This window comes from Ruegeria lacuscaerulensis, from assembly GCF_013033355.1.
GTDB lineage: Bacteria > Pseudomonadota > Alphaproteobacteria > Rhodobacterales > Rhodobacteraceae > Ruegeria > Ruegeria lacuscaerulensis_A.
Map to the genome: position 1 here is coordinate 72,528 of NZ_WQDY01000014.1, position 22,213 is coordinate 94,740.

The 22,213-nt window shown below is 58.3% G+C and carries 14 protein-coding genes; 10 read left to right on the forward strand and 4 right to left on the reverse strand.

Annotated elements, in window-relative coordinates:
- Positions 1-29: 29 nt before the first annotated feature.
- The 5 genes from tssK (at position 30) to GOW48_RS19955 (ending at position 7,871) form a co-directional block, all read left to right on the forward strand.
- A complete protein-coding gene (gene tssK / locus GOW48_RS19935; RefSeq protein WP_170755852.1) occupies positions 30-1,370 on the forward strand; it encodes a type VI secretion system baseplate subunit TssK in 1,341 nt (446 codons plus the stop codon).
- 93 nt (positions 1,371-1,463) lie between these two features.
- Positions 1,464-2,897: a type VI secretion system protein TssL, long form gene (tssL, locus tag GOW48_RS19940; RefSeq protein WP_170755853.1), complete on the forward strand. Its 1,434-nt coding sequence runs from the start codon at positions 1,464-1,466 to the stop codon at positions 2,895-2,897.
- Positions 2,894-6,466 (forward strand): type VI secretion system membrane subunit TssM, encoded by a 3,573-nt coding sequence (tssM, locus tag GOW48_RS19945; RefSeq protein WP_170755854.1) that lies wholly within the window; start codon positions 2,894-2,896, stop codon positions 6,464-6,466. The genes tssL and tssM overlap by 4 nt, the downstream gene beginning before the upstream one ends.
- Positions 6,466-7,152: a type VI secretion system-associated protein TagF gene (gene tagF, locus GOW48_RS19950; RefSeq protein WP_170755855.1), complete on the forward strand. Its 687-nt coding sequence runs from the start codon at positions 6,466-6,468 to the stop codon at positions 7,150-7,152. Before tssM ends, tagF begins: the two co-directional genes overlap by 1 nt.
- Positions 7,149-7,871, forward strand: a complete 723-nt coding sequence (locus GOW48_RS19955) for a PP2C family protein-serine/threonine phosphatase (protein WP_170755856.1) — start codon at positions 7,149-7,151, stop codon at positions 7,869-7,871. The genes tagF and GOW48_RS19955 overlap by 4 nt, the downstream gene beginning before the upstream one ends.
- Positions 7,872-7,879: 8 nt before the next feature.
- On the opposite strand, the gene GOW48_RS19960 is transcribed toward GOW48_RS19955, so the two are convergent.
- Both GOW48_RS19960 and GOW48_RS19965 read right to left on the reverse strand, forming a co-directional pair.
- Entirely contained in the window at positions 7,880-10,063 is a 2,184-nt protein-coding gene (locus GOW48_RS19960; protein ID WP_170755857.1) for a serine/threonine protein kinase, read from the reverse strand.
- A 36-nt stretch (positions 10,064-10,099) separates the two neighbouring features.
- A complete protein-coding gene (locus tag GOW48_RS19965; protein ID WP_331251840.1) occupies positions 10,100-10,633 on the reverse strand; it encodes an OmpA family protein in 534 nt (177 codons plus the stop codon).
- Between the two features lie 247 nt (positions 10,634-10,880).
- Here GOW48_RS19965 and GOW48_RS19970 point away from each other — a divergent pair, with 247 nt between their 5' ends.
- The 4 genes from GOW48_RS19970 to GOW48_RS19985 all read left to right on the forward strand — a co-directional run bounded on the left by GOW48_RS19970 (position 10,881) and on the right by GOW48_RS19985 (position 19,126).
- Positions 10,881-11,681, forward strand: coding sequence for a M15 family metallopeptidase (locus GOW48_RS19970; RefSeq protein ID WP_234899534.1), 801 nt, complete (start codon positions 10,881-10,883; stop codon positions 11,679-11,681).
- Positions 11,682-11,855: 174 nt separating this feature from the next.
- Complete coding sequence (locus tag GOW48_RS19975; RefSeq protein WP_170755860.1) at positions 11,856-13,595, forward strand: ShlB/FhaC/HecB family hemolysin secretion/activation protein; 1,740 nt, start codon at positions 11,856-11,858, stop codon at positions 13,593-13,595.
- Positions 13,522-17,172, forward strand: coding sequence for a two-partner secretion domain-containing protein (locus tag GOW48_RS19980; RefSeq protein WP_170756547.1), 3,651 nt, complete (start codon positions 13,522-13,524; stop codon positions 17,170-17,172). Before GOW48_RS19975 ends, GOW48_RS19980 begins: the two co-directional genes overlap by 74 nt.
- A 19-nt stretch (positions 17,173-17,191) precedes the next feature.
- The gene (locus GOW48_RS19985; protein ID WP_170755862.1) at positions 17,192-19,126 is read left to right on the forward strand and encodes a caspase family protein; all 1,935 of its coding nucleotides are present in this window, start codon (positions 17,192-17,194) and stop codon (positions 19,124-19,126) included.
- 5 nt (positions 19,127-19,131) lie between these two features.
- On the opposite strand, the gene GOW48_RS19990 is transcribed toward GOW48_RS19985, so the two are convergent.
- Positions 19,132-20,187: an OmpA family protein gene (locus tag GOW48_RS19990; RefSeq protein ID WP_170755863.1), complete on the reverse strand. Its 1,056-nt coding sequence runs from the start codon at positions 20,185-20,187 to the stop codon at positions 19,132-19,134.
- Between the two features lie 150 nt (positions 20,188-20,337).
- On the opposite strand from GOW48_RS19990, the gene GOW48_RS19995 reads away from it, so the two are divergent.
- The gene (locus GOW48_RS19995) at positions 20,338-21,801 is read left to right on the forward strand and encodes a caspase family protein (protein WP_170755864.1); all 1,464 of its coding nucleotides are present in this window, start codon (positions 20,338-20,340) and stop codon (positions 21,799-21,801) included.
- Positions 21,802-21,805: 4 nt separating this feature from the next.
- Here the strand turns inward: GOW48_RS19995 and GOW48_RS20000 are convergent, their stop codons facing one another.
- Positions 21,806-22,210 carry a hypothetical protein gene (locus GOW48_RS20000; RefSeq protein WP_170755865.1) on the reverse strand — a complete coding sequence of 135 codons (405 nt, stop codon included), beginning with the start codon at positions 22,208-22,210 and terminating at the stop codon, positions 21,806-21,808.
- Positions 22,211-22,213 lie beyond the last annotated feature (3 nt).

Below are 22,213 nucleotides of genomic sequence, written 5' to 3' on the forward strand. Positions count from 1 at the left end.
TCGGGCGCAATAAAAAGGGAGGGCAGCCATTGTCCTGGGACAGCAAGGTGCTTTGGACCGAAGGGTTGTTTTTGCAGCCCCACCATTTCCAGCAGGCCGACCGGTATACAGAGGCGCTGGTGGCCGGGCTTGCGCGCCGGGTGACACCCTATGCCTGGGGGCTGAGTGCGCTTGAGCTGGATGACGAAGTGCTCAAGGTCGGGCAAATTGCGCTTAAATCCTGTTCAGGGCTGACGCCGGACGGGCAGGTGTTTCGCGTACCGCAAGCCGAAGACCATCCGCCCGCTTTGGAAGTGCCCGAAACGATCAAGGATTGCGTTGTTTACCTGACCGTACCGCAGCGGCGGCAAGGCGCGTCTGAGGTGGATCTGAGCGGGGCGGAACAATCCGTCAGCCGCCTGCGTCCCGCCGAACAGGAAATCACCGACGTGATGAGCCAGCAGAAAAAGCCGGTGACGCTGGGCGTTGGCAAGCTACGGCTGCAATTTGCGCTGGCGGTAGACGATCTGGCCGACAAGCTGGCCATTCCGATTGCCCGCATCATCGAAGTGCGTCCGGACAAAGAGATTGTCCTGGATCGCGGCTTTGTGCCCTCGGTCTTGGATGTGCGCGCAGCCCCGGCATTGGCGGGGTTCATGAACGAGCTTGAGGGGATGCTGTCGCACCGGATGCAGGCATTAGCCGGGCGGCTGTCCGAAGGTGGACCTGCCAAGGGTGCTGCCGAGATTTCGGATTTCCTGCTGTTGATGGTGATCAACCGCAACCTGCCGCTGGTGCGTCATTTCGCCAATATCGAAAACGTGCATCCAGAACACGCCTACCGCGTTTGCGCAGCCCTTGCCGGTGAATTGGCCACGTTCATGAGCGCCGAGAAAGAAGCCGTGCAATTCCCCGCCTATCAGCACGACAACCTGACCGAAAGCTTTGCCCCGGTGATCCGAGTGCTGCGCCAATATCTCAGCTCGGTGCTGGAGCAGACGGCGATCTCGATCCCGTTGGAGCCGCGCAAATACGGCATCAGCGTCGGTGTGATTGCTGATCGCAAGCTGATCGGCTCGGCCGGATTTGTGCTGGCAGTTAATGCGGATATCCCCGCCGAAGACGTGCGGCGGCACTTCGCGGGTCAGGCCAAGACCGGCCCGGTTGAGGAAATCCGCCAATTGGTGAACTCGGCCCTGCCGGGCATCACTTTGCGCCCGCTGCCGGTCGCGCCGCGCCAGATCCCGTACCATTCGGGCGTGGTCTATTTCGAACTGGACGCAGCCAGCCCGTATTGGAGCAAGATGACCACTTCGGGCGGGATCGCGGTGCATGTGTCGGGGCAATATCCCGGATTGCAGATGGAGCTTTGGGCGATCCGCAATCAGTAGCCGTTCGGGCCGTTGATTGGTACGAAACAAATTGATGGGGCTGCCTGCGTGGACCACTGGACCATGCGGGCGCTGTGAGGAAGCAGGTAGATCATGTCCGACAACGATCCTTTTGCCGAACCGGACGATACAGATAAGACGGTCATTCGCCCCAACCCGGGTGGACGACGTCAGGCCGGGACCATGCCGCAACAACCCGCCGCGCCTCAGCAACCGGCGGGTTACCCCGAGCCGATGGAAGCGCCTCAGCCGCAGCCCGCTGCGGCAGGGGACGGATATGGCGTACCTCCGGCGCAGGCCCCACAGTCGCGCCCGCCACAAGGCGGTGGGGAACAGGTGGCCGCAACCGGGATGAACCGGTTGAACGCCTGCGCCGCACCGCTGTTTTCGCTGATCAGCCGTATTCGAAACCGCGCCCAGCACATGGACCCCGACAAGCTGCGCCAAAGCGTGGTGGCTGAAGTGCGCAGCTTTGAAAATGCCGCCCTACAGGCGGGCATCCCGGCGCAATCGGTCAAAGTGGCGCGTTATGCCCTATGTGCGACGCTGGATGATGTCGTGCTGAACACTCCGTGGGGCGGCCAGTCCAGTTGGGCGACGCAATCACTTGTTGGCACCTTCCACCGCGAGACGGTGGGCGGGGATCGTTTCTACGACCTTCTGGCGCGGCTGGAACAGGAGCCTGCGAACAATATCGAGCTGCTGGAATTCGTCTACATGTGCCTGTCGCTGGGCTTTGAAGGTCGCTTGCGGGTCGAACAAGGCGGACCGGACAAACATCTGCAAATCCGGCAGGGTCTGGCTCGGGTCATCCGGGCGCAACGTGGCCCTGTCGAACGTGATCTGGCCCCGCATTGGGAAGGTGTGGACAAGCCATACCGTGCGCTCAGTATGTGGAAACCGGTTTGGATTGCGCTTGGCGTGACGGCGCTTTTGCTGGTGATTGAATTCAGCGGTCTGTCCTATGTCCTGTCGAACAAGACGGAAAATCTTGTGGGTCAGATGTCGGTGATCGACGCAGGCCCCGTGACCGAGTTGCAGCGCCGCGCGCCTCCGCCTCCACCACCTCCTCCGCAGGCGCAACCTCAGATCGCGAAGGTCGTCGAATTCCTTCAGCCCGAGATTGACGAGGGGTTGGTCGAGGTTTTTGAGAAAGGCAATACTCTGGTCATCCGCATCAAGGGGTCGGGTATGTTCGGGTCAGGCTCGGATAGCCTGCAAGACAAATTCCAAGAGCCGGTACGCCGGGTTGCCGTAGCGTTGAATGCCGAGCCGGGCACGGTGATCGTGACCGGGCATTCGGACAATGTGCCAATCCGGTCAGCGCGCTTTCCGTCCAACCTCGCCTTGTCGCTGGCGCGCGCAAAATCGGTGATGAATAAGATGTCGCCCGAATTGACCGACCCCAATCGCCTCAGCGCTGAGGGCCGGGCCGATAGTGACCCGATTGCCGACAATTCCACCCGTGAAGGCCGCGCCACCAACCGCCGGATCGAGGTCCTGTTGGTGCAGGAGGATACTCAATGACCGCCCGTAGAATCCTGAGATTCATCTTCTTGTCGATTTACACCGTGCTGTTTTTTACGGCGACGGCGTTGTCCTTGTGCCTTTATTTTTTCGGACCACTTATTGGGTCGGATGAATGGCGTCCTTTGGATGGGATGACGGCGCGGTTGATCTGGTGCGGTGTGATTTATGCGTTTTTCCTTATCATTGCGCTAACCATCTTCTTTGTTCGTCGTCGTCGCGAAAAGAAGCTGACCGAAGAAATCACCGAAGCCGTCAGCGACGGCGGCGACATGATCGACAGCGAAATCTCGGAACTGCGCGGCAAGTTGAAAACCGCAATGGCAGAGCTGCGCAAGTCCAAGAACGGACGGCGGCATCTGAATGAGCTGCCGTGGTACGTGATGATCGGCCCTCCGGGCGCGGGCAAGACCACAGCCATTGTGAATTCCGGCCTGAACTTTCCGCTGGCCGATGAGATGGGCAAAACCGCGATTGGCGGTGTGGGCGGCACGCGCAACTGCGATTGGTGGTTCACCGAAAACGCCGTTCTGATCGATACGGCCGGGCGTTACACGACGCAGGAAAGCGACGCGCAGGTCGACAACGCGGCGTGGATTGGGTTCCTGGGGCTGCTCAAGAAATACCGTAAGCGCCAACCGATCAACGGGGCGATGATCGCAATCTCGTTGTCGGATCTGTCTTTGCAGGATGAGATCACCCAGAAAGAGCACGCCAAAGCCGTGCGTCGTCGTCTGGAAGAGTTGCGCGAAAAACTGGGCGTGCGCTTTCCAGTCTATATCCTGTTCACCAAGGCCGACCTGATTGCCGGGTTTGCCGAGTTCTATGACAATCTGGGTAAGGAAGATCGCGAACAGGTTTGGGGTTTTACCTTGCCATTGGACAAGTCCCGGTCTGAGCAATCCCCGGTCGCCGCCTTTGACGAGGAATTCGCGTTGCTGCTGGGCCGTTTGAACGCCCAATCGCTGGAGCGGATGCAGACCGAGACCGACCCCCAGCGCCGCGCTTTGGTTGCGGGCTTCCCGATGCAGGTGGCCTCGTTCCGAAAAGTGGCGCATGAATTCCTGACCGAGGTGTTTCAGGACAGCCGCTATCAACACCGCCACATGCTGCGCGGGGTCTATTTCACATCCGGCACGCAAGAAGGCACTCCGATTGACCGGCTGATGTTGGGCATGGCGCGTACCTTCGGGATCGGACGTCAGGCGATTGGTTCGGGTCAGGGCTCGGGCCGGTCGTATTTCCTGACCCGCCTGTTTGATCAGGTGATCTTCCGCGAGGCCGGTCTGGTCAGCGCCGATGACAAGGTTGAGCAGCGCTATAAGATCACCAAATGGGCCTCGGTCGCGGCGACGCTGATTGCCGCTGTTGCAGTGGGTGCTCTGCTGGTTCGCAGCTTTTCGGGCAACTCCGAACTGATCGCCGAAGCACAAGAAGGCGTGTCCGCTTATCAGGCTGCAGCGGCGACGCTGCCACCCAGCCCGGTGGGCGATACCGATCTGGTGCCGGTGGTGCAGGCGCTGAACACGCTGCGCGATCTGCCCGCGAACCCGACCCTGTCCGACCCGGACCCTGAAACGCGCCTGACCTATGGCCTGTATCAGGGGGATGTGATTGGCACGCAGGCGGCGCAAACCTACCGCGCGGCGCTGAACCAGCGCCTTCTGCCACGTCTGCTGTTGCGTCTCGAAGAACAGATGAGCGCCAATATCAACAACCCCGATGTGCTGTATGAGGCGCTGAAGGTTTATCTGATGTTGGGTCTGCAAGGTCCGATGAACCAGAATCTGGTCAAGGAATGGATGAATATCGACTGGACGGTGTCCTTCCCAGGCCCCTCGCGCGAGGAATTCCGCGCTGATCTGAACGACCATCTTGAGGCATTGCTGAGCCAGCCGATGCAGGCCGTTGCGTTGAACGGGCCCATGGTCGAGCAGATACAGGGCCTGCTGTCGGAGCTGCCGCTGGCGCAGCGCGTGTATAATGGGATCATCTCAAGCCCGTCCGCGACGGCTCTGCCTGAATGGCGGATCACCGAGGTCGGCGGCCCAGCGGTTGCGCGCGTTTTGGTGCGGTCCTCGGGCAAACCGCTGAATGACGGGATCGAGGGGATCTTTACCTATCGCGGGTTCAACGACGTGTTTGTCGGCGAGGCGGTTGGCGTGGCCAAACGGGTCCAAAAGGAAAGCTGGGTTCTGGGCCCGCGCGGCGAGGCGGAACAGACCGAACTGGCGCTGGCCGCGCTTAGCCGCGATGTGCTGGACCTGTATTACAACGACTATATCGCGCGCTATGACGCGATGCTGGGCGATATCGACATCGTGCCGATGGAAAGCCTCAGCCACGCTGTCGAAGTGACCAATGTGCTGTCCGGCCCGACCTCGCCTATCGTGAATATCCTGAACTCGATCTCGGACGAAACGAAGCTGACCGAAAGCCGATCGGTTCTGCCCAATTCGGATGCTCTGGGTGAAGGGCTGTCCAGCGCGGCCAGCCTCGAGTTGCAGTCGGCGACCTCGGTCCAGACGCAAATCCTGCTTGAGGCCTTGGCCAAATCCAGCGGCGCGACCGCATCGCAGCCGGTGCAAGAGCCGGGCCAATATGTCGAGGATCGGTTTGCCTGGCTGCACCAGCTTGTTGACCGGCCCGAGGGGCAGCCCTCGCAATTGGATCAGTTGATGGGGTCGTTGACGGGCGTCTATCAGGAACTGAACAAGATGTCCTTCAGCGGAACCTCGGGCGGCGAGTCCGGGCAGGCGCTGCAGCAGTTTCAGCAAGAAGCGGCTCGCATTCCCGGCCCAATGGAACGCTGGGCGGTGCAGATCATCGACGGATCGTCGGGGATCACGTCTGACAGTACACGGGCCTCGCTGAACGCACGCTGGCAGGCCAATGTGCTGGCCTTCTGCGAGCAGGTCGTCACTGACCGCTATCCGTTCAGTCGTAGATCCGGGGCAGATGTGGCGATGGGCGATTTCAGCCGGTTGTTCGGCCCGCAAGGTCTGATCGACACCTTCTTTACCAACAACCTCGCCAAACATGTGGACATGCGCACGCGCCCTTGGAGTTGGAAAAGCAGCGTAAACGAGGCCGATCTGGGCATTAGTCAGGCCGTTCTGACCCAATTCCAGAACGCCGCCGAAATCCGCGAGGCTTTTTTTGCCGCGGGCCCACAACCCCAGATTCAGTTCCAGATCATGCCCGAGGCGCTGGACCCCAAGGCAAAGGGCGTCACGCTTGAAATTGACGGACAATCGCTGGAATTCCGCCATCGCGGCGGGCTGCCTTCGCCGATGGCGGTCACGTGGCCGGGGCAGGTTGGATTGGCGCGGGTCACGTTCCAGCCCGATAAACGCAACATCGAAAGTGTGTTGTCCAAGGACGGGCCATGGGCGTGGTTCCGCCTTCTGGACGCGGCCGAGGTGCGGCGGACCAACGTATCGGACCGCAAGAAGGTGATCTTCAATGTCGGCGGCCGGATTGCGATCTTCCAGTTGCAATCTGGCTCGGTCATCAACCCATTTGCCCTTCCGGCGCTGCAAAAGTTCAGCTGCCCTAAATCGTTCTGATGCAGCGGACTGGGTTTGGCGCGTTTGGTAAGATGCCTTCGGTCGGAGATTTTTTTCGGCTGGGGGTTTCACAGGATTTCGTCCAGCCATGGGATACCTGGATTCAGCACAGCATGTTAAACGCTGCTGAAGCTCTGGGACCTGTGTGGGACGCGCATTACATGTCCGCACCCATTTGGCGGTTTTGTCTGGCGCCGGGATTGGCAGGCCCGCAAAAGATGTTGGGCGTTTTGATGCCATCAGTGGATCGGGTCGGACGACGGTTTCCCCTGACTTTGGTATCGGGCGTATCTAATGAAGGTTCGGCAATTCTGTCTCACTTCCGGGCCGAGGCGACATACCGCCAGCTTGAAGACTTGGCTTTGGCTGCGCTTGAGGATGACATGACGCGGGACAAACTGGCCGAGGGATTGGAGGCGTTGGTGGTTCCATTACAAGAGCCGACTTCTCCGGTTCGGGCCGAGGGAAACACGCTGGTTCTGACGCGCGGGGAAGTCGCTGACAGCCTGTTGCCCGACCTCGCGGCGGGGTTGGTCGCGCATCGCTATCGGTCTCCGACAATCTGGAGCACTGACATCGGCGGCGTCCCTCGGATGATGGTCTGCGAAGGTTTACCGCAAGGATCAAACATGCAAGGTTTGTTTAATCTTCACGCTGCAGTCTGGACCGAGGCAAGGCCACTATGAATTCAAGTCACCGCGTTCGGTACAGCGCCCGCAGCCACGTCGGCCTCAAGCGCAAGCTCAATGAAGATGCCGTTTTGGCCCTGCCCGAGGAAAGCCTTTGGATGGTCGCGGACGGTATGGGCGGCCACGAAGGGGGCGACTACGCCAGCCGTCTTGTCGCCGACATGGTCGCGGCAATCCCGCCGGCACTGCCACCAGCGGATCGACTGGTGAAGTTGCGGGATGTGTTACAGCAAGCGCATTCGGCAATCCGTCAAGAGGCTGAGACCCGTGGCGGTAAAACCATGGGCACGACCGTTGCCTGTATGATGCTGGCCAACGGCCATTTCGTCGGTTTGTGGGCGGGCGACAGCCGCATCTATTTGCTGCGTGACAACCAGATTCAAATGCTGACCACCGATCACTCGGTTGTGGCCGATCTGGTGTTGGCGGGCCAGATGAGCTGGGATGAAGCGGAACAGCATCCCCAATCAAATGCGATCAATCGTGCGGTTGGTGTCGGGGATGTGCTGGAACTGGACAAGATCCGGGGCGAGGTTCAGCCGGGCGACCGGTTCCTGATCTGCTCGGACGGGCTGAGCAAATACGCGACATTCCCGATGCTGGAAAAGGCGCTGTCCGAGATGCCGATTGAAACCGTCGCCGATCAGTTGATCCAGATCGCGCTGGACGGGGGCGGGGCCGATAATATCTCGGTGATCGTGGTCGATATTCCCTGAACCCCGCGCTATTGCGCGAGGGTGGTCAGGATACGGCTGTCCAGCGACAAAATCTGCGTTTCCACATTGCGATCCTGTTCGCGCAGCGCCTCGGCATATCCGGCGGCGGATTCCGTGGTGGGGCGCAGTGTGTCGAACAGTTGATTGTCGGTATGCAGAACGATTACCTTGCTTTTGCCCAAGGTGCTGTCATCAACCTGAAAGGCAATGCCGCCGTTTTCCTGACTTTCGGGGATGGAATACGCCACGCGAACCGACAATGGCCCACTTTCTCCATCCCGCAGCGCGGCAATCCCGTTTTCTTGCCGTGTCACGTTTGGCAGTAAGTGGAACACGTTACCAGACACATCGAGAACCGAGACAGACAGGAACCCGTCTTGCACATCCTGCGGTAAGTCCACGTCAATCACCGGGTTCTGTCCTACGACAAAATCTCCGGTTGGGTTCGGGGCGTCGTTTTGTTCACCGTTGAAAAACGCGATAGAGATGTCGCTGGCCGGAGCACTGGGTAGGTAGTTCTCGATCAGGCATAAGGTCGGGTTCAACACGTTCACACCGTCCAGATCAATCGGCCGCTCACCGACCAGAGCGGTCAAAGCGGTATTCAGCCCGACCAAACTGTCCTGAGACGCCAGAGTGCCACTGACCCGAACAGGTGTCTCAGGGCCGTACCCGGCGGTGGGGACGTTTTCCAGTTTCAGTGCGCCGCAATCGGCCAGACCGGCAAGGATCGGGCGGATATCGGCAGCGGGCAGGAACATTGGCTCAAGCTCTAGTTCGACTGAGCCCTGCAACCCGGCGGGCAGTCCTGCTGAATAAAGCTGTTCCAGCTTGTCATGCAGCGCCTGATCCGTGGTTTGTCCGGTCAATTGAGCATCGTTTCCGTTCACGACCAGCCGCCATTCATCCAGCTCCATCACTGTTTCGATGACGTCACTGACCGCAGCGCCCCAGCTTTCCGAGATTTCCCCAGACGCCAACGTCAGATCAACCGTCCCACCCTGATCGGTGATCTCGCGTGTCATCGTGTCCCGTGTGTCTTCCGAAGGAACAAAACCGACGGCGCGTGGCGGCAGGCCCTCGCGTTTGTCCGCTACAAGTGTGTAGGGCGCGGCCACGGGATATTGGGGCCCAGTAAAGCTGTCGAATGCGCCGCTGAAATAGGCACCTGCGCCACCGCCGACAATGACCAGCGCGCCAAGGGCGGCAACCAGCCCGGTGCGCGATTTCTCGGGCGTTTCGACCGGAGGTGCGGCGGGTGCTGCGACGGCCGGGGCAGGCTGCGCAGGGGCCGCAGGTTTGCTTTTGGGTACGATTACGGTTGCGTCGTCATCGGTTTCGGCAGGGTGGGATTCCGCCTGTCCCGACCGGGCCGAGGACAAAGCCCTCAATACATCGCTGGTCGACTGATACCGGTCATCGGGGTCCGGCGCGGTCATCTTGTCCAGCACGGTTTTCAGCGGCTCGGGCACATCTGCAGTGTCCAGCGGTTGTTTTTTACTTTCCACAACCTCCAGCAGGTTACGCCCGGAATTGGCCTTTTCGCCCCGGAAGTTCGCCAGCAGCAGCGCGCCCAGCGAATAGATGTCGGTACGTTGGTCGGTCTTTCCCGACAGCTGCTCGGGTGCGGCATAGGCGTATTTGCCCGCGAACTCTCCGCCCACGATGGTTTCTGCGCCGGGGTTGGTATCCTTGGCGATGCCAAAGTCGATGATTACCGCCTGCGCGGGATCACCGTCACGCAGGATGATGTTGTCGGGGCTCAGGTCACGGTGGACGATGTTGCGCGCATGCGCGGCCTCGAGCCCCTCGCAGACGCGCTTGCAGATGGTCAGAATATCGTCTGCCGACATTGGACCATCAGCCAGTTTCCGGTCCAACCCCGGCCCGTCCACATAATCCATCACCAGATAGACATGTCCGTCGGCAGTACGGTTGTTTTCGGAATAGCGCACCACCGCGTCATGGCGGATGTCGCGGATCTCTTCCTCACGGGTTAACAGAACGAGGTAATCGTCGTTGCTGGAAAATTCGGCCTTCAGAACCTTAAGCGCGGCCAGACGCCCCGATATCTCGGAGCGCGCGCGATAAACGTCAGAGGTACCACCCCGCCCAAGGATTGCCTCGATCCGATATGTATTGTTCACCAGATCGCCCGGCTGAAACAGGTCGCCTGCGCGGGATTCAGTCATGCTGCCCTCGAAATTGTGTTTTATGAGGAGACTAAATCAGCCGAGCGCCTGAAATTCAACGCGGCGGTTTTCGTCGGCGCGCGGATCGTCCTTGTTCAGAGGTTCGGCTTCACCTACGCCCAGTACTTCCAGTCGCCCTTCGGCGATACCGCAATCGCTGACCAGAAAGCGTTTGACTTCTTTCGCGCGCAGCAGAGACAGATTTTGGTTGTAGTCCGCAGATCCTGCGCTGTCAGTGTGGCCGATGATCTGAAAGACGTTGACGTTGACGTTTTTCATCGCTTGGCACAAGGAGGACAGCTTGGGTTTTTGATCATCGCGCAAGGCGGCCGAGGCGAAGTCGAACCGAACCTGAATATTAACCTGATCTTCCGAGGCCACCGGTTGATATTCGGCCGGGGCGGCAGCAACTGTGGTTTCCACAGCTTCGTCGGTTGCTTCAGTCGCGGATGTTGAAGGTACGATCACCAAGCCGCGCGTTTTTTGCTTGTTGAATGCATCGGTGATTTCGTCGGCTGTTAGTTCATTGGATTGGGCCAAAGCGAATTGTGTCGTGCAAACGAGGGCCACGGCCGAAGCCCCAAAAAATTTAAGTCGAGAAAAAGTAATCATTACCGGAGTCCTTCCCTGTTTGGGACAAAGAGTACCCGTGCCTCAGGTGTGCGACAATGAAGAAAGTCACATTTGTGATTAAGAAATAAAGCCGAGCACGTGACATCTTGCGCGACGACTTTTAGATTTGGGCGCAATTGAATTGAGATACAGGTAAACACATCAGATGCGCATAGTTCCGGCAGTAATTCTTGGGGTTTCGATTATGTTGGCCCCTGTTATCTGGTATGTTTTTCCACTGATCGTTCCTATGGAAAGTGATTTTGAGGGGCCGGCAATCGATTCAGGCGCGCGGATCGAAATCGAAATGCTGAGCCAGCAGGTTGAAGATATGCGCAAAGAGATTGAGAGGCTGTCGCTCGAGATATCGCGATCCCAAAGCGACGGTTCGGCCGTGTTGCAAGGCGCAGACGGGGCGGACGACTATGGATATGACAGCACCAGCCCAAACGAGATCATTGATGCTTACGCTCAGGTTGTCCTTATCGCCAACCGCAACGACGTTAATCAAGAACTCAAACTGGCGAGTTCGTCGTTTCTGAAAGAGAAATTCGGGCTGCCGCGCGAAGACTTAACAGACAATTGTCAGTCCATGACCAACCCGCGGTTAGAAGAAAACCTTGTATTAGAAGAAGTCGGCCCGGTACGGGTACGCATGTTGAAACCGGCAATAGACTCTCTGCGCGTTGTTTTCGAAAACATCCGTCGCACGGACCCCGACCTCTTTGCACGCATCAATACAGCCGGGTCCTTGTGTGTCCGGCGGATTCGTGGCGCGACCTCATCCGCATCGGCCCATGCCTATGGCCTGGCTGTTGACTTGAATATCGACGGAGTGTTGGACACGCTAGGCGATGGTAAAACCCAGCTGGGCCTGACTATTCTGGCCGACTTCTTCCGGCAGGAGGGCTGGGTATGGGGTGCGGCCTGGGGTCGAGAAGACTCGATGCATTTCGAGGTTAGCCGCAACAAGATCGAAGAATGGTTGGAGCAGGGACTTTTGTAAAATCGTCGAATGATACGACGCTCTGTGAACTAGGACACGGACAGTCTCGGAACCAATCGTGATATGGATAACCTCAATCCAGACGGGTATCCTGTATTGGGAAATACAATCTTGCTTTGGCCTGCGGGCTGGGCTTTGCTAGGTTCTGTTTTAAGGTTTCACTAAGGGTTACGAATGCCAAAGACTCTACCTCAGGCGATCATGCGGATTCCGCGTCTCAGCATGATATTTGCTCTTGCAACCGGTGGCAGTCTTGTCCTTTCGGACGCGGTGCTAGCCCAAAGCGCGTCGAATTTGGCACCGTCAACATTTCAGCCGCAAAATCAACGCAATACGGGCCCTGTTACTGTCGCCAGAGACCCTGGCGCGCCGGTTCCCGAAGGTGCGGACAGATTGTTTGTGACAGTCGGGCGCGTGGACATCGAAGGCGCTCTGCCGCAAATGGAGGCTGCCAACGCTGCCTTTATTGAACGACTGACGGGAAAGCGTGTTGCTGCCTCTGAAATTTTTGCGGCCACAAATCGCCTTGAAAGCGCGTATAGCAATGCCGGTTTTGTTCTGAGTCGGGTCGTTCTGCCGCAGCAAACTTTGCGAGATGGTGGAACGTTACGGATCGTTGTAGTCGACGGGTTCGTCGAGCGTATTGACGCAACAAAAGTTCCGGAAGAGGTCCGGGACCGCGTGGTCAAGATTACCCAGCCGTTAATCGGCAAGCGTGGCATCAAACTGCAGCAGATCGAGCGCGCCTTGCTGCTTGCAGGTGATACGTTCGGAGTTCGCTTGGCGTCGACCTTGTCGGCAGGTGACAGTAATGGCGGCACCGTTCTGACTTTGGACGGAGAGTTCAAGGAATTTACCGGCTCATATGGGTTCGACAATACACTGTCAGACGATCTTGGTCCGTTGAATCTGAGCCTTGGACTTGAGTTTAATGGCCTGCTGGATCTGGGTGAGACATTCTATTTTAACCTAGGTGGGTCTCCGACGCGGTTTTTCTCGGGTGACCCTGAGTATCGGATTTTGGCTGCAGGTGCGGTATTCCCGATCGGGTATGATGGCTTTACGATTAACGCCGAGGTGACCTCTAGCGAAGCGCGCCCCGACACGGATTTTTTACCTAACGAAAGCGAGTTCGAACGGTTTTCGCTGCGGCTCTATTATCCGTGGATTAGATCCAGGAAAGTTAATCTTTCGTCGCAACTGATCCTGGATCGTATCAGCGATACGCAGAACCTGTTGGTCGGCCCCTTTGAGATTCCGGTCTTTGACGACGATATCAGCGTGCTGCGCGCTACTTTGGATGGCACACGCGCCTATGATAATGGTGGCTTCCTGCGCGGGAGTGTAGTGCTTTCAAGGGGTTTGGATATCCTTGGCGCACGGACCTCGGTCGGCCCCGGAGAAACTCCATTCTCGCGCCAGGATGCTGAACCGGAATTTACGAAACTCGTTCTGTCTGGCCAGTATCAGCGTCCTTTGAATGCCAACTGGTCTTTGGCTTTGAACGGCCGAATTCAAACCAGCTTCGGGGACGCTCTGGTGACGTCCGAGCAATTCAGTATCGCAAGCACCAGCGAATTGTCGACCTTTGATGCGGGTTCGTTGCGTGGCGATGACGGATGGGTCGTGCGGTCCGAAGTGGGTCGATCGCAGCGGGTCGAAGTGGCTGGGTTGCCGCTGATCCTGAAGCCTTATGTATTTGGTGCTTACGGCGAATTGGGAATAGAACAACCTACGGTTTTTGAGCAAAGCACGACCACGGCCTACGCCTATGGGATCGGTGCTGATTTGATTGCAATTGAAGACTCGACCTACAAGTCGGGATCGTTACGAGTTGAATATGGGAGGGGTGAACGCGATGACCTGGGGGCAGACGAAAACCGCTTCACTATTGTTGCAAGCCGCAGATTTTAGAGCTCGCGCCACAGTGATCCGCGGCGCAATTTTGACAGCCACGGCAACGCTATGGGGCACGACAGCTCTGGCACAAACGCTGCCCAATGGCGGAACCGTGGCGGCGGGAACTGTTATGATTGCGCAACCCAGCGGCAACCAGCTGGACATTACGCAGGGGTCGGGCGCGGCCGTAGTGAATTGGAACGGGTTTTCGATCGGGTCTGGCTCGACAGTTAATTTCTTCCAGCCCGGGCAAGAAAGCGTGATTTTGAACCGGGTGACAGGGGATACTACCAGCGCAATTCTCGGCCAGTTGAATGCCAATGGTCAGGTGTTTCTGGTTAACCCTAACGGTATCTTTATTGGCCCCAACGGTGCAGTCAATGCGGGTGGCTTTGTGGCCTCGACCCTTGATGTAACGGATGAAGATTTCCTTAACGGGCGCTATCGCTTTGCCGGAAATGGAAGTTCAGCCGCAGTGGAAAACGCGGGAACAATCTCGATTGTTCCGGGCGGGTATGCAGCGCTAATTGGTGGGCAAGTTTCCAATTCGGGCTTGATCCGTGTGCCTCTTGGCAAGGTGGGGCTTGGTGCGGGTGAACAAGTAACACTGGATATTTCTGGCGATGGCTTTTTGCAGGTCGCTGTTCCTTCGGATAGCGATGACGCCATGATGGAGGCGTTGATTACCAATTCAGGGCGGATCGAGGCCAATGGCGGTTCTGTTCACCTTAAAGCGGCCAGTGCTCGGAATGCGGCGCGACAGGTAATCAACATGTCTGGCGTGATCGAGGCTCAATCGGTTGGCGGAGTATCCGGAGCTGTCGTTTTGGGTGGCAGCGGCGGCGGCGTTCGGGTCGGTGGCACGATCGATACGTCGGCTCAGGAAACACTTGTCGAAACGTCGCTTCGGCCAAAGGTACGTACTCAGAACGGTGGATCTATAACCATAACTGGTGAGGCGATCACGCTGGCAGGGGCTACGCTGACATCCGACGGGACGGGTGGTGGAGATGGTGGAACCATTCTAGTCGGTGGCGATTTTCAGGGCGGTGGTACGCTTCCGACGGCGCAGACAACCTTCGTAGATGCGAGCACCAGCATCTCAGCAGACGGCGGAGACGAAGGTAATGGCGGTCGCGTTATTATCTGGTCTGATGACCTGACCGAGTTCCACGGCCAGATATCGGCCCGTGGTGGGGATACCGCGGGCGATGGCGGCTTTGTCGAGGTCTCGGGGCAGATCGATCTGGTGTATCGCGGTTTTACCGACCTGCGCGCTCCGAATGGGGAAACCGGAGATCTGTTGATCGATCCGGTGAACATAACGATTCCAGGCACGTTTACCGAAGCGGGTCTGGAAGCCCAGCTTGAATCTGCGGATGTGTTTCTGACTACGTCTGTGACCGGCACAGATGACGGCAATATCACAATCAACGCTGATATCGATTGGATGGCGGCAAATACGTTGTTCCTGATCGCGGATAATATGATCACGATCAACGGTGCGATCAACGCGGTCAACGGTGGGTTGTTGCTGAATGCAATGGGGGCGGTCGACGGAGTAGGCCGGATCACCACCGGCCCCGGCGGTAGCATTAGCGTGGCCACGTTCAACTTGATTGCAGGGTTCTGGGATCAGGTTTCGGCCACGCTGCCCAGCTTTTTCGCGGGCGATTTCATCGTCTCGCCAAACGCCACATTCCTGCGCGCCACGGGCGGCAACGGGTCGGGCGCGAACCCGTTCCAGTTAACCGATATATATGGTTTGCAGGGTCTCAACGGCTCTAGCCAATCCTTTGCGCTGGTCAACGACATCGATGCCTCGCCCACGTCCAACTGGTCATTTGGTTTTGTCCCTGCAGATTTTTCAGGCACGCTTGAAGGTAACAGGTTTTCGATCAACAACCTGTTCATAGACAACGACTTCACCTTCGGCGGCCTTTTCGGCACTCTGGACGGTACCGTGCGTAACCTGAGTATCAGGAATGCGGATATTACCGCTCAGGGTGGCGGCATACTTGCCGGTGAAAACCTTGGTACAATCTCGGGCGTTAGTGTGTCGGGCAGCTTCACCGGCAGTGACGACGTGACCGGCGGGCTGGTTGGCATTAACGATGGCGGTACAATCAGTGACAGTTTTTCGACTGCCAGTGTGACGGTTGATCCGATCGAGGCTGATTTCGTTTTGGTCGGTGGCTTGGTTGGAGAGAATTCTGGGGTCATTCAGCGTTCGTTCAGTAGTGGTTCGGTGACCGGACTTGGCTTTGGCGAGTTTATCATGGGCGGATTGGTCGGCGAGAACTTCGGTTCGATCGTTGACTCGTATTCCAACTCGGACGTCCGGGGTGTAAGCCAATTTTCCAGCCCGATGGATACCGTAGCCGTCGGTGGTCTGGTCGGAATAAACAACGGTGGTTCGGTCACACGCAGCTATTCGAACGGCAGCGTGGATTTCTCCGGCAGCGACACTCCGATGTTGGGCGGATTGATTGGCAGTAATTCCGGGACCGTTACCGAATCTTTCTGGGACACGCAGAGTTCCGGGCAGAATACCAGCGCCGGTGGCACGGGACTGTCCACGTTCCAACTGAACGACACAGTGACGTTCTTCAACCTTGCTTCGGCACAAGGCTGGGACTTTGAAAACACCTGGGCTCCGGGATCGGGTGAGACAGGCCCGGCAAATTACACGACCTCGCCGGTTGTGTTTGCTATTCCCGACGATATCGCGGTTGTTGAGGGCGAACAGCCGCCCAATGCGACGACGGGCACGATTTTTGGTGGGCCTTCCGTTTACCTGTTTGGTCCCCCATCTGATTCTTTGGATACGTCCACAGTATTTGAGGGGTTGAACTTCATCGAAAACGACGATGGCACCACGACATTTACGCTGTCGACCTCGTTTTTGCTCAGCTCAGCCGAAATAGGATATCAAGTTGTGTCTTTGCCCGGTTCGGTTGTGACAGTAGTGGAGCCGATACCCGTTCCGCCCACACCCGAGGTAGTAGTGGAGCCGATACCCGTTCCGCCCACACCCGAGGTAGAAGTTACTCCGACCGTTGATACCACTATAACCGGAGGCGGCGGAGGTGGTGGCACTGCCGTGACAACAGTCGCCGAGGCTGAAGCAACACTTGGGACTGTTGAAAACGTATCCGAGGAATTCGGAGGCGAGATCGCATCCTGTGCCAGCAGTGGTGAGAATGTCAGTGAATACCTGGCCTGTCTTGCCGAAGCGATGGATGACTATGCGTCCGAACTTGACGGTATCGTGAAGGGTTTGCCACCGGGGCTCGAATCCGTCGGTGACATCATTCGCGGCGCCAGCGCGGGTATCCGCGAGGCAGGTGACGAAGCCAATCGCCGCCTGTCGCTGGCCACTACCGCAGAAGAGCGCAACGCGATCCGCCGCGAGGCGGTACAGCAGGCGCGGCGGCAAATCCGTCAGGCCCAGCGTGAGATCCGCAAGGCCATCACGTTGATAAGAGCAACCGATCCCGAGCTTGCCATCGTTCAGAACCAACAGGTAGAAACGATTGTGGCAGCGGTCGGTCAGGCGGATATCGGACTGACCCGCGCCATCGGCCTTTGACACGTCGGAGAGTAGACCATTGGCTCTGAAACGGTGCTTCGCAGCGCTTTTCCTGATGCTGTTCAGTGCGACCATCGCTCTGGCGGACAAGCGGGTTGCGCTGATTATCGGCAATTCCGACTACGTGTCGGTTAGCCCGTTGGACAATCCGATCAACGATGCCTCTGATCTCGCCATCGCTTTGGAGGGGTTGGGGTTCGAGGTGTTTCTGGGCACCGACCTGACACGGGACGAGATGCTGTCGCTGGCGGAATCCTATGGCACGACTGCTGCGGATTCCGACGTATCGCTGCTGTTTTATGCCGGGCACGGGTTTCAGGTGAACGGGCGCAACTATTTGGTTCCTGTCGATGCGCAGATCACCAAGCCCGAAGACATCCCCGAGCAGACAATCCAGATGGAGGAATTCGTCAACCGGATGGAACGCTCGGATGGCATCCGTCTGGTGTTTCTGGATGCCTGCCGCGACAACCCATTCGAAGGAACGGGTTTGGAGGTCGGCGGCGAGGGGTTGGCTCGGGTCGGCAGCGCGGCGGATTTCATGTTCGCCTATGCGACGCAGCCGGACAACGTGGCCTATGACGGCACCGGCCGGAACAGCTTTTTCACCGAGGCGCTGCTGAGCCATATCTATACGCCGGGTCAGGACATTTCGGACCTGATGATCTCGGTGCGTAAGGACGTGCTGGCTTCGACAGGGGGACGTCAGATTCCGTGGGACAACTCATCCCTGACGCGGCAGTTCCGGTTCGACAACAGCCCCGTGACTGCGTCCGAGGAGACGCTGCTGTGGCAGGTGGCCGCCAATGCGCAGGATGCGTCCCTGATGCAGCTCTATATGGATCGCTACCCGCAGGGCGCGCATGTGAATGAGGTCGTGGCCTTTCTGGATCGGGCCGGGCAGGGGCAGACACTGACCCGCGCGGTAACGGTTGAGGACGCAGACGAACAGGCCGAACGTCTGTGGAAACTGGCTCAGCGCAGCCGGATGCGCCCTCTGCTGGAGTTCTACCTTGAGCAATATCCCGACGGCGCCCATGCGGCACAGGCGCAGCGTCTGATCGCATCCATCCCGCGCCCCGAGGACAGCACACCCGGCGGCATATGTGAACGTTTGGCTACCCACCCGCGCGACCGCACGGCCAGCATCCCCGGCGTGCCCTTCAGCCGTCTTCAGGAAAACGCCCTGACCGCCATTCAGGCGTGCAGCGCTGCAGCGGCGCAGACGCCAGACCTGTCCCACTACGTGGCCCTGCTGGCGCGGGCTACGATTGCGGCAGGGGATGTGGACCGAGCGGTGACGCTTTACAAGCAGGCAGCCGAAGCGGGGGACTTGAGGGCCATGGTTTCTCTGGCGCAATTGCACGAGGGCGGCACCGGTGTTCCGCAAGATCTGGCCGCTGCGCTTTCTCTGTATGAACAAGCCGCTCAAGGGGGCAGCTTTGATGCGATGATCAATCTTGCAGTGACACTGTTCGAGGGACAGATCGTCCCCAAGGACGAAGCGCGCGCCATCGCGCTGTTGCAACAGGCTGCGGATGGTGGGTCAGCCAAGGCGACTTTCAATCTGGGCGTTCTGGCTCAGGATGGGATAGCAGGCACTCCGGATCAGGCGCTTGGCTATTTCCAGCGCGCCGCACGTGAAGGCGAATATCAGGGCTATCTGGCGGCGGCGATCCTGCTGGACGAAGGGCGCGGCGTGCCCCGCGATCCGCTCGAAGCCGCGCGTATGCTTCTGCGTGGTGCTGCCGAGGATGACGGAGCGATCGTGAACCAACTGTCGCTGGCCTCGGACCAGTGGACGCGCGAGACGTTGATGGAAGTGCAAAAGCTGCTGCAAAAGGCCGGCTACTACAACAGCACCATCGATGGGGTGCCGGGGCCGAATTTCATCTCGGCCCTGCAACAATGGCGCAGCGGCGGGTTCGATCCGATCATCCTGGCGGCGAACTGACGCCTCTAGTTCACCGGCACAAATTCGATCCGGCGGTTGCGGCGTTTGCCCTCAGCCGTGTCGTTCGAGGTCACGGGGCGGCTTTCGCCATAGCCTACGGTCACAAGACGTTCCGGCGCGATCCCCTGATTTACCAGATAGGCGTTCACCGCCTGCGCCCGCCGTTCGCTGAGCACACGGTTGGCGGTGTCTGAGCCATCGCTGTCAGTATGCCCGCCGATCTCGATTGTTAGTTCCGGGCAGCGGTTCACGATGTCATGCAGGTTCGTCAGCAGTGGGATAGAGTCTTCGGACAAGCGCGCGCTGCCCGATGTGAAATAGATGTTTCCGGTGCGGGACAGGATCTCCATCCGACCTTCACAGGCTTCGCGGTCCAGATTGCCCTTGGTCTCAAGCGCCGCAGCGCCGGGGGTGGTCGAGGCCGCGACCAGTCGCGGCGGCGTGCCTGCCTGCGCGCGGTCGAACACGAAGCCAAAGCTGACAAAACCGAAGGGCAGGATATCAACGCCCGCGGCCTCTTGAAGCTTGCCGCGGCCTTCTTCCAAGTTGAAATCGGGCAGGGCGATGGCAATCGGTGTGGTGTTGGCCACGGCCACGCGGTCGTTGTCGACCAGAGTGATCGCAACCTGCGCAACGCCGTCCTTGGTCACACCGTGTAGCGACAGAGAATAGGGAAGGTCGATGATCTTGTGCCGCGCCTGATGCAGGTCGACCAGTTTTTCGGGGGGAAGCTGGGCGGTGATGATGGCCTCAGGGTACTTGAAGGTTTCAAAGAACAAAAACCGCATCCGCACGTTGCGCAAGTCGATCTTGGTATCCACGCTGTCCATCTGCACCCGTATCTCGGCGGCACCATCGGGGCCGATCACGCCTGACAGGCTGGCGAAACCGCTGTTCTCTGCAACCGAGCTTTTCTTGACGGATAGAAATTGCAATTCCGAGGCGCCTGCATCCAACGTCCAGCCATGTTCAAACGGATCCGCGCTTTGCGCCCATGCTGCGTTAGACAGCAAAATGATGGCTACAGCACAAATGCTTCGCATCAAGTTTGAGCCTGGCATGTGTGAACCTCTTCCTATGCTTGCTGGTCAATTCGGGATATGTCAGGCGATGGCCACAATAAAGTCAAATGACATATTTAAATATAATCAGGCTTACGTGATGCCATGGCGTCACGGGCGTGATAAAGGACCCGAAACAAAGGACCCGACGTGCTTCGCATTTTTTACTTTCTGATTGCGATGATTTCGATCTCGTGGGCCGCGCCGGCGATGGCCGAGCCGCGGATCGCATTGGTTATTGGCAATTCGGCTTATGCGTCGGTGTCGCCATTGGACAATCCGGTTAATGACGCCACGCTGATCTCGGCAAAACTTAAGGGCCTTGGGTTCGACGTTCGCAATTTGACTGACAGCACGCAGATCGAGATGAAGCGCGCCATTGCCCAGTTTGGTCGCGATCTGCGGCAGGGTGGCGAGGATGCGGTTGGGTTGTTCTACTATGCGGGCCACGGGGTGCAGTCCTTTGGATCGAACTATTTGCTGCCTGTCGATATCTCGCTTAGCGACCCCGCTGATCTGGATTTGATGGCGGTCGAGGCGCGTTCGGTCCTGCACCAGATGGCCTCGGCGCATAACAAGACCAATATCGTCATTCTGGATGCCTGCCGGAACAACCCGTTCGAAAATCTGGCCGATATGGATGACAACGGCCTGGCCGAGATGAAAGCCCCCACAGGCACATTTCTAGCCTATGCTACCGATCCCGGCGGCGTCGCACTGGATGGTGAGAAGGGTAACAGCCCGTTTACGTTGAGCTTGGCCGAACACATTGAAACGCCGGGAATGGCTATCGAGCACTTGTTCAAGAAAGTCCGCGTGGATGTTCTGGATCAGACCCGAGGGTTGCAAACGCCTTGGGATACCTCGTCCCTGACACAGGATTTTGCCTTCTCATCGCAGGTTCAGACGCCCACCGTCCAGACCCGAAGCGAAGAGGAGCTTTGGCAGGAGGCAACGACTTCGCGTGATCCGGTTCAGATCATGCTGTTTATGCGCGCCTATCCAGACAGCGCTTATGCTGCCGAAGCAAGCGATCTTTTGCAGACTGTTCTAGCCGAATCCTTTGGAACCGCGCCGCAACCCAAAGTGCCGGAGCAAACGGTGATCGAAGCAAATGAAACCGAACGCCTGATGTACGAACTGGCGTTGGCTGATGACACAGTCCACGCATATGAGGTCTATCTGCAAAGTTTCCCTGAAGGGGTGTTCTCGGGCAAAGCAGCCGAACGTTTGGCTGCCTTGAAATACGGTGAGGAAACCGTGACCCGTAAGACTGAGGCGGATGGTGAGTTGTCAGAAACAGGACCACCGGGCAACACCCCGATGACGCTCGATTCTGTACTGGATTTCGGCAACGACCATGTGCGCGGGCAAACGATTAACCAACTGGTGGCAGGCGCGCCACTGTTCCCTCCGATCGAGGGTTTGCCGGATGAGTTGTGGAAAGACCAGTCCTGTTCGAATTGCCACCAGTGGACGCCCGAGGACCTGTGCAATCAGGCCCAGACCTATGTCAACCGCCCCGAAGCCGGGAATGTCGCCAAGCAACACCCCTTTGGCGGCGGTTTGAAAGTCAACCTGCGCCGTTGGGCATTGGGCGGATGTCAGGGCTAAACGTTTAACCCGACAGTTTAGCTAAATCGGCGCTGAGTGCGCGCGCGTCCGAGATGCTTTTTTGCAGGGCCGTCAGTCTGGCTTCTGGCGTAGCCCCCCCAGGCGTGTCGTTCAAAACACGGTCGATGCGAGCCGCCGTTGCTGCGTCGCCTCCGCCAGTCGCGTCGCGTTGTTGTAGAATTTTGAGCTTGAGCTTGGCCAGTTCAGATTCCGACGATCGAATTTGCGCAGCAAGCGCATCATTTCGTGCCTGCGCCGTGGCCACATCCCCCTCGGCTGCGGTGATACGATCGTCGTAGGCACCGGTAGTAATTCCAGAAACACCGGCGAAGAAACCACCGTCTGCAGGATCAGTCGTGGTTTGGCACGCGGTAAGAAACAGGCAGGCTAGGGCGGCAAAGCGGATCATTCG

Bases quoted from the DNA above. Each gene is read 5' to 3' on its own strand.
- GOW48_RS19975 (WP_170755860.1), top strand. From the start codon at position 11,856: ATGCCAAAGACTCTACCTCAGGCGATCATGCGGATTCCGCGTCTCAGC.
- tagF (WP_170755855.1), top strand. From the start codon at position 6,466: ATGCAGCGGACTGGGTTTGGCGCGTTTGGTAAGATGCCTTCGGTCGGA.
- tssL (WP_170755853.1), top strand. From the start codon at position 1,464: ATGTCCGACAACGATCCTTTTGCCGAACCGGACGATACAGATAAGACG.
- GOW48_RS19955 (WP_170755856.1), top strand. From the start codon at position 7,149: ATGAATTCAAGTCACCGCGTTCGGTACAGCGCCCGCAGCCACGTCGGC.
- GOW48_RS19970 (WP_234899534.1), top strand. From the start codon at position 10,881: ATGTTGGCCCCTGTTATCTGGTATGTTTTTCCACTGATCGTTCCTATG.
- GOW48_RS19990 (WP_170755863.1), bottom strand. From the start codon at position 20,187: ATGCCAGGCTCAAACTTGATGCGAAGCATTTGTGCTGTAGCCATCATT.
- GOW48_RS20000 (WP_170755865.1), bottom strand. From the start codon at position 22,210: ATGATCCGCTTTGCCGCCCTAGCCTGCCTGTTTCTTACCGCGTGCCAA.
- tssM (WP_170755854.1), top strand. From the start codon at position 2,894: ATGACCGCCCGTAGAATCCTGAGATTCATCTTCTTGTCGATTTACACC.
- GOW48_RS19980 (WP_170756547.1), top strand. From the start codon at position 13,522: ATGGGAGGGGTGAACGCGATGACCTGGGGGCAGACGAAAACCGCTTCA.
- GOW48_RS19960 (WP_170755857.1), bottom strand. From the start codon at position 10,063: ATGACTGAATCCCGCGCAGGCGACCTGTTTCAGCCGGGCGATCTGGTG.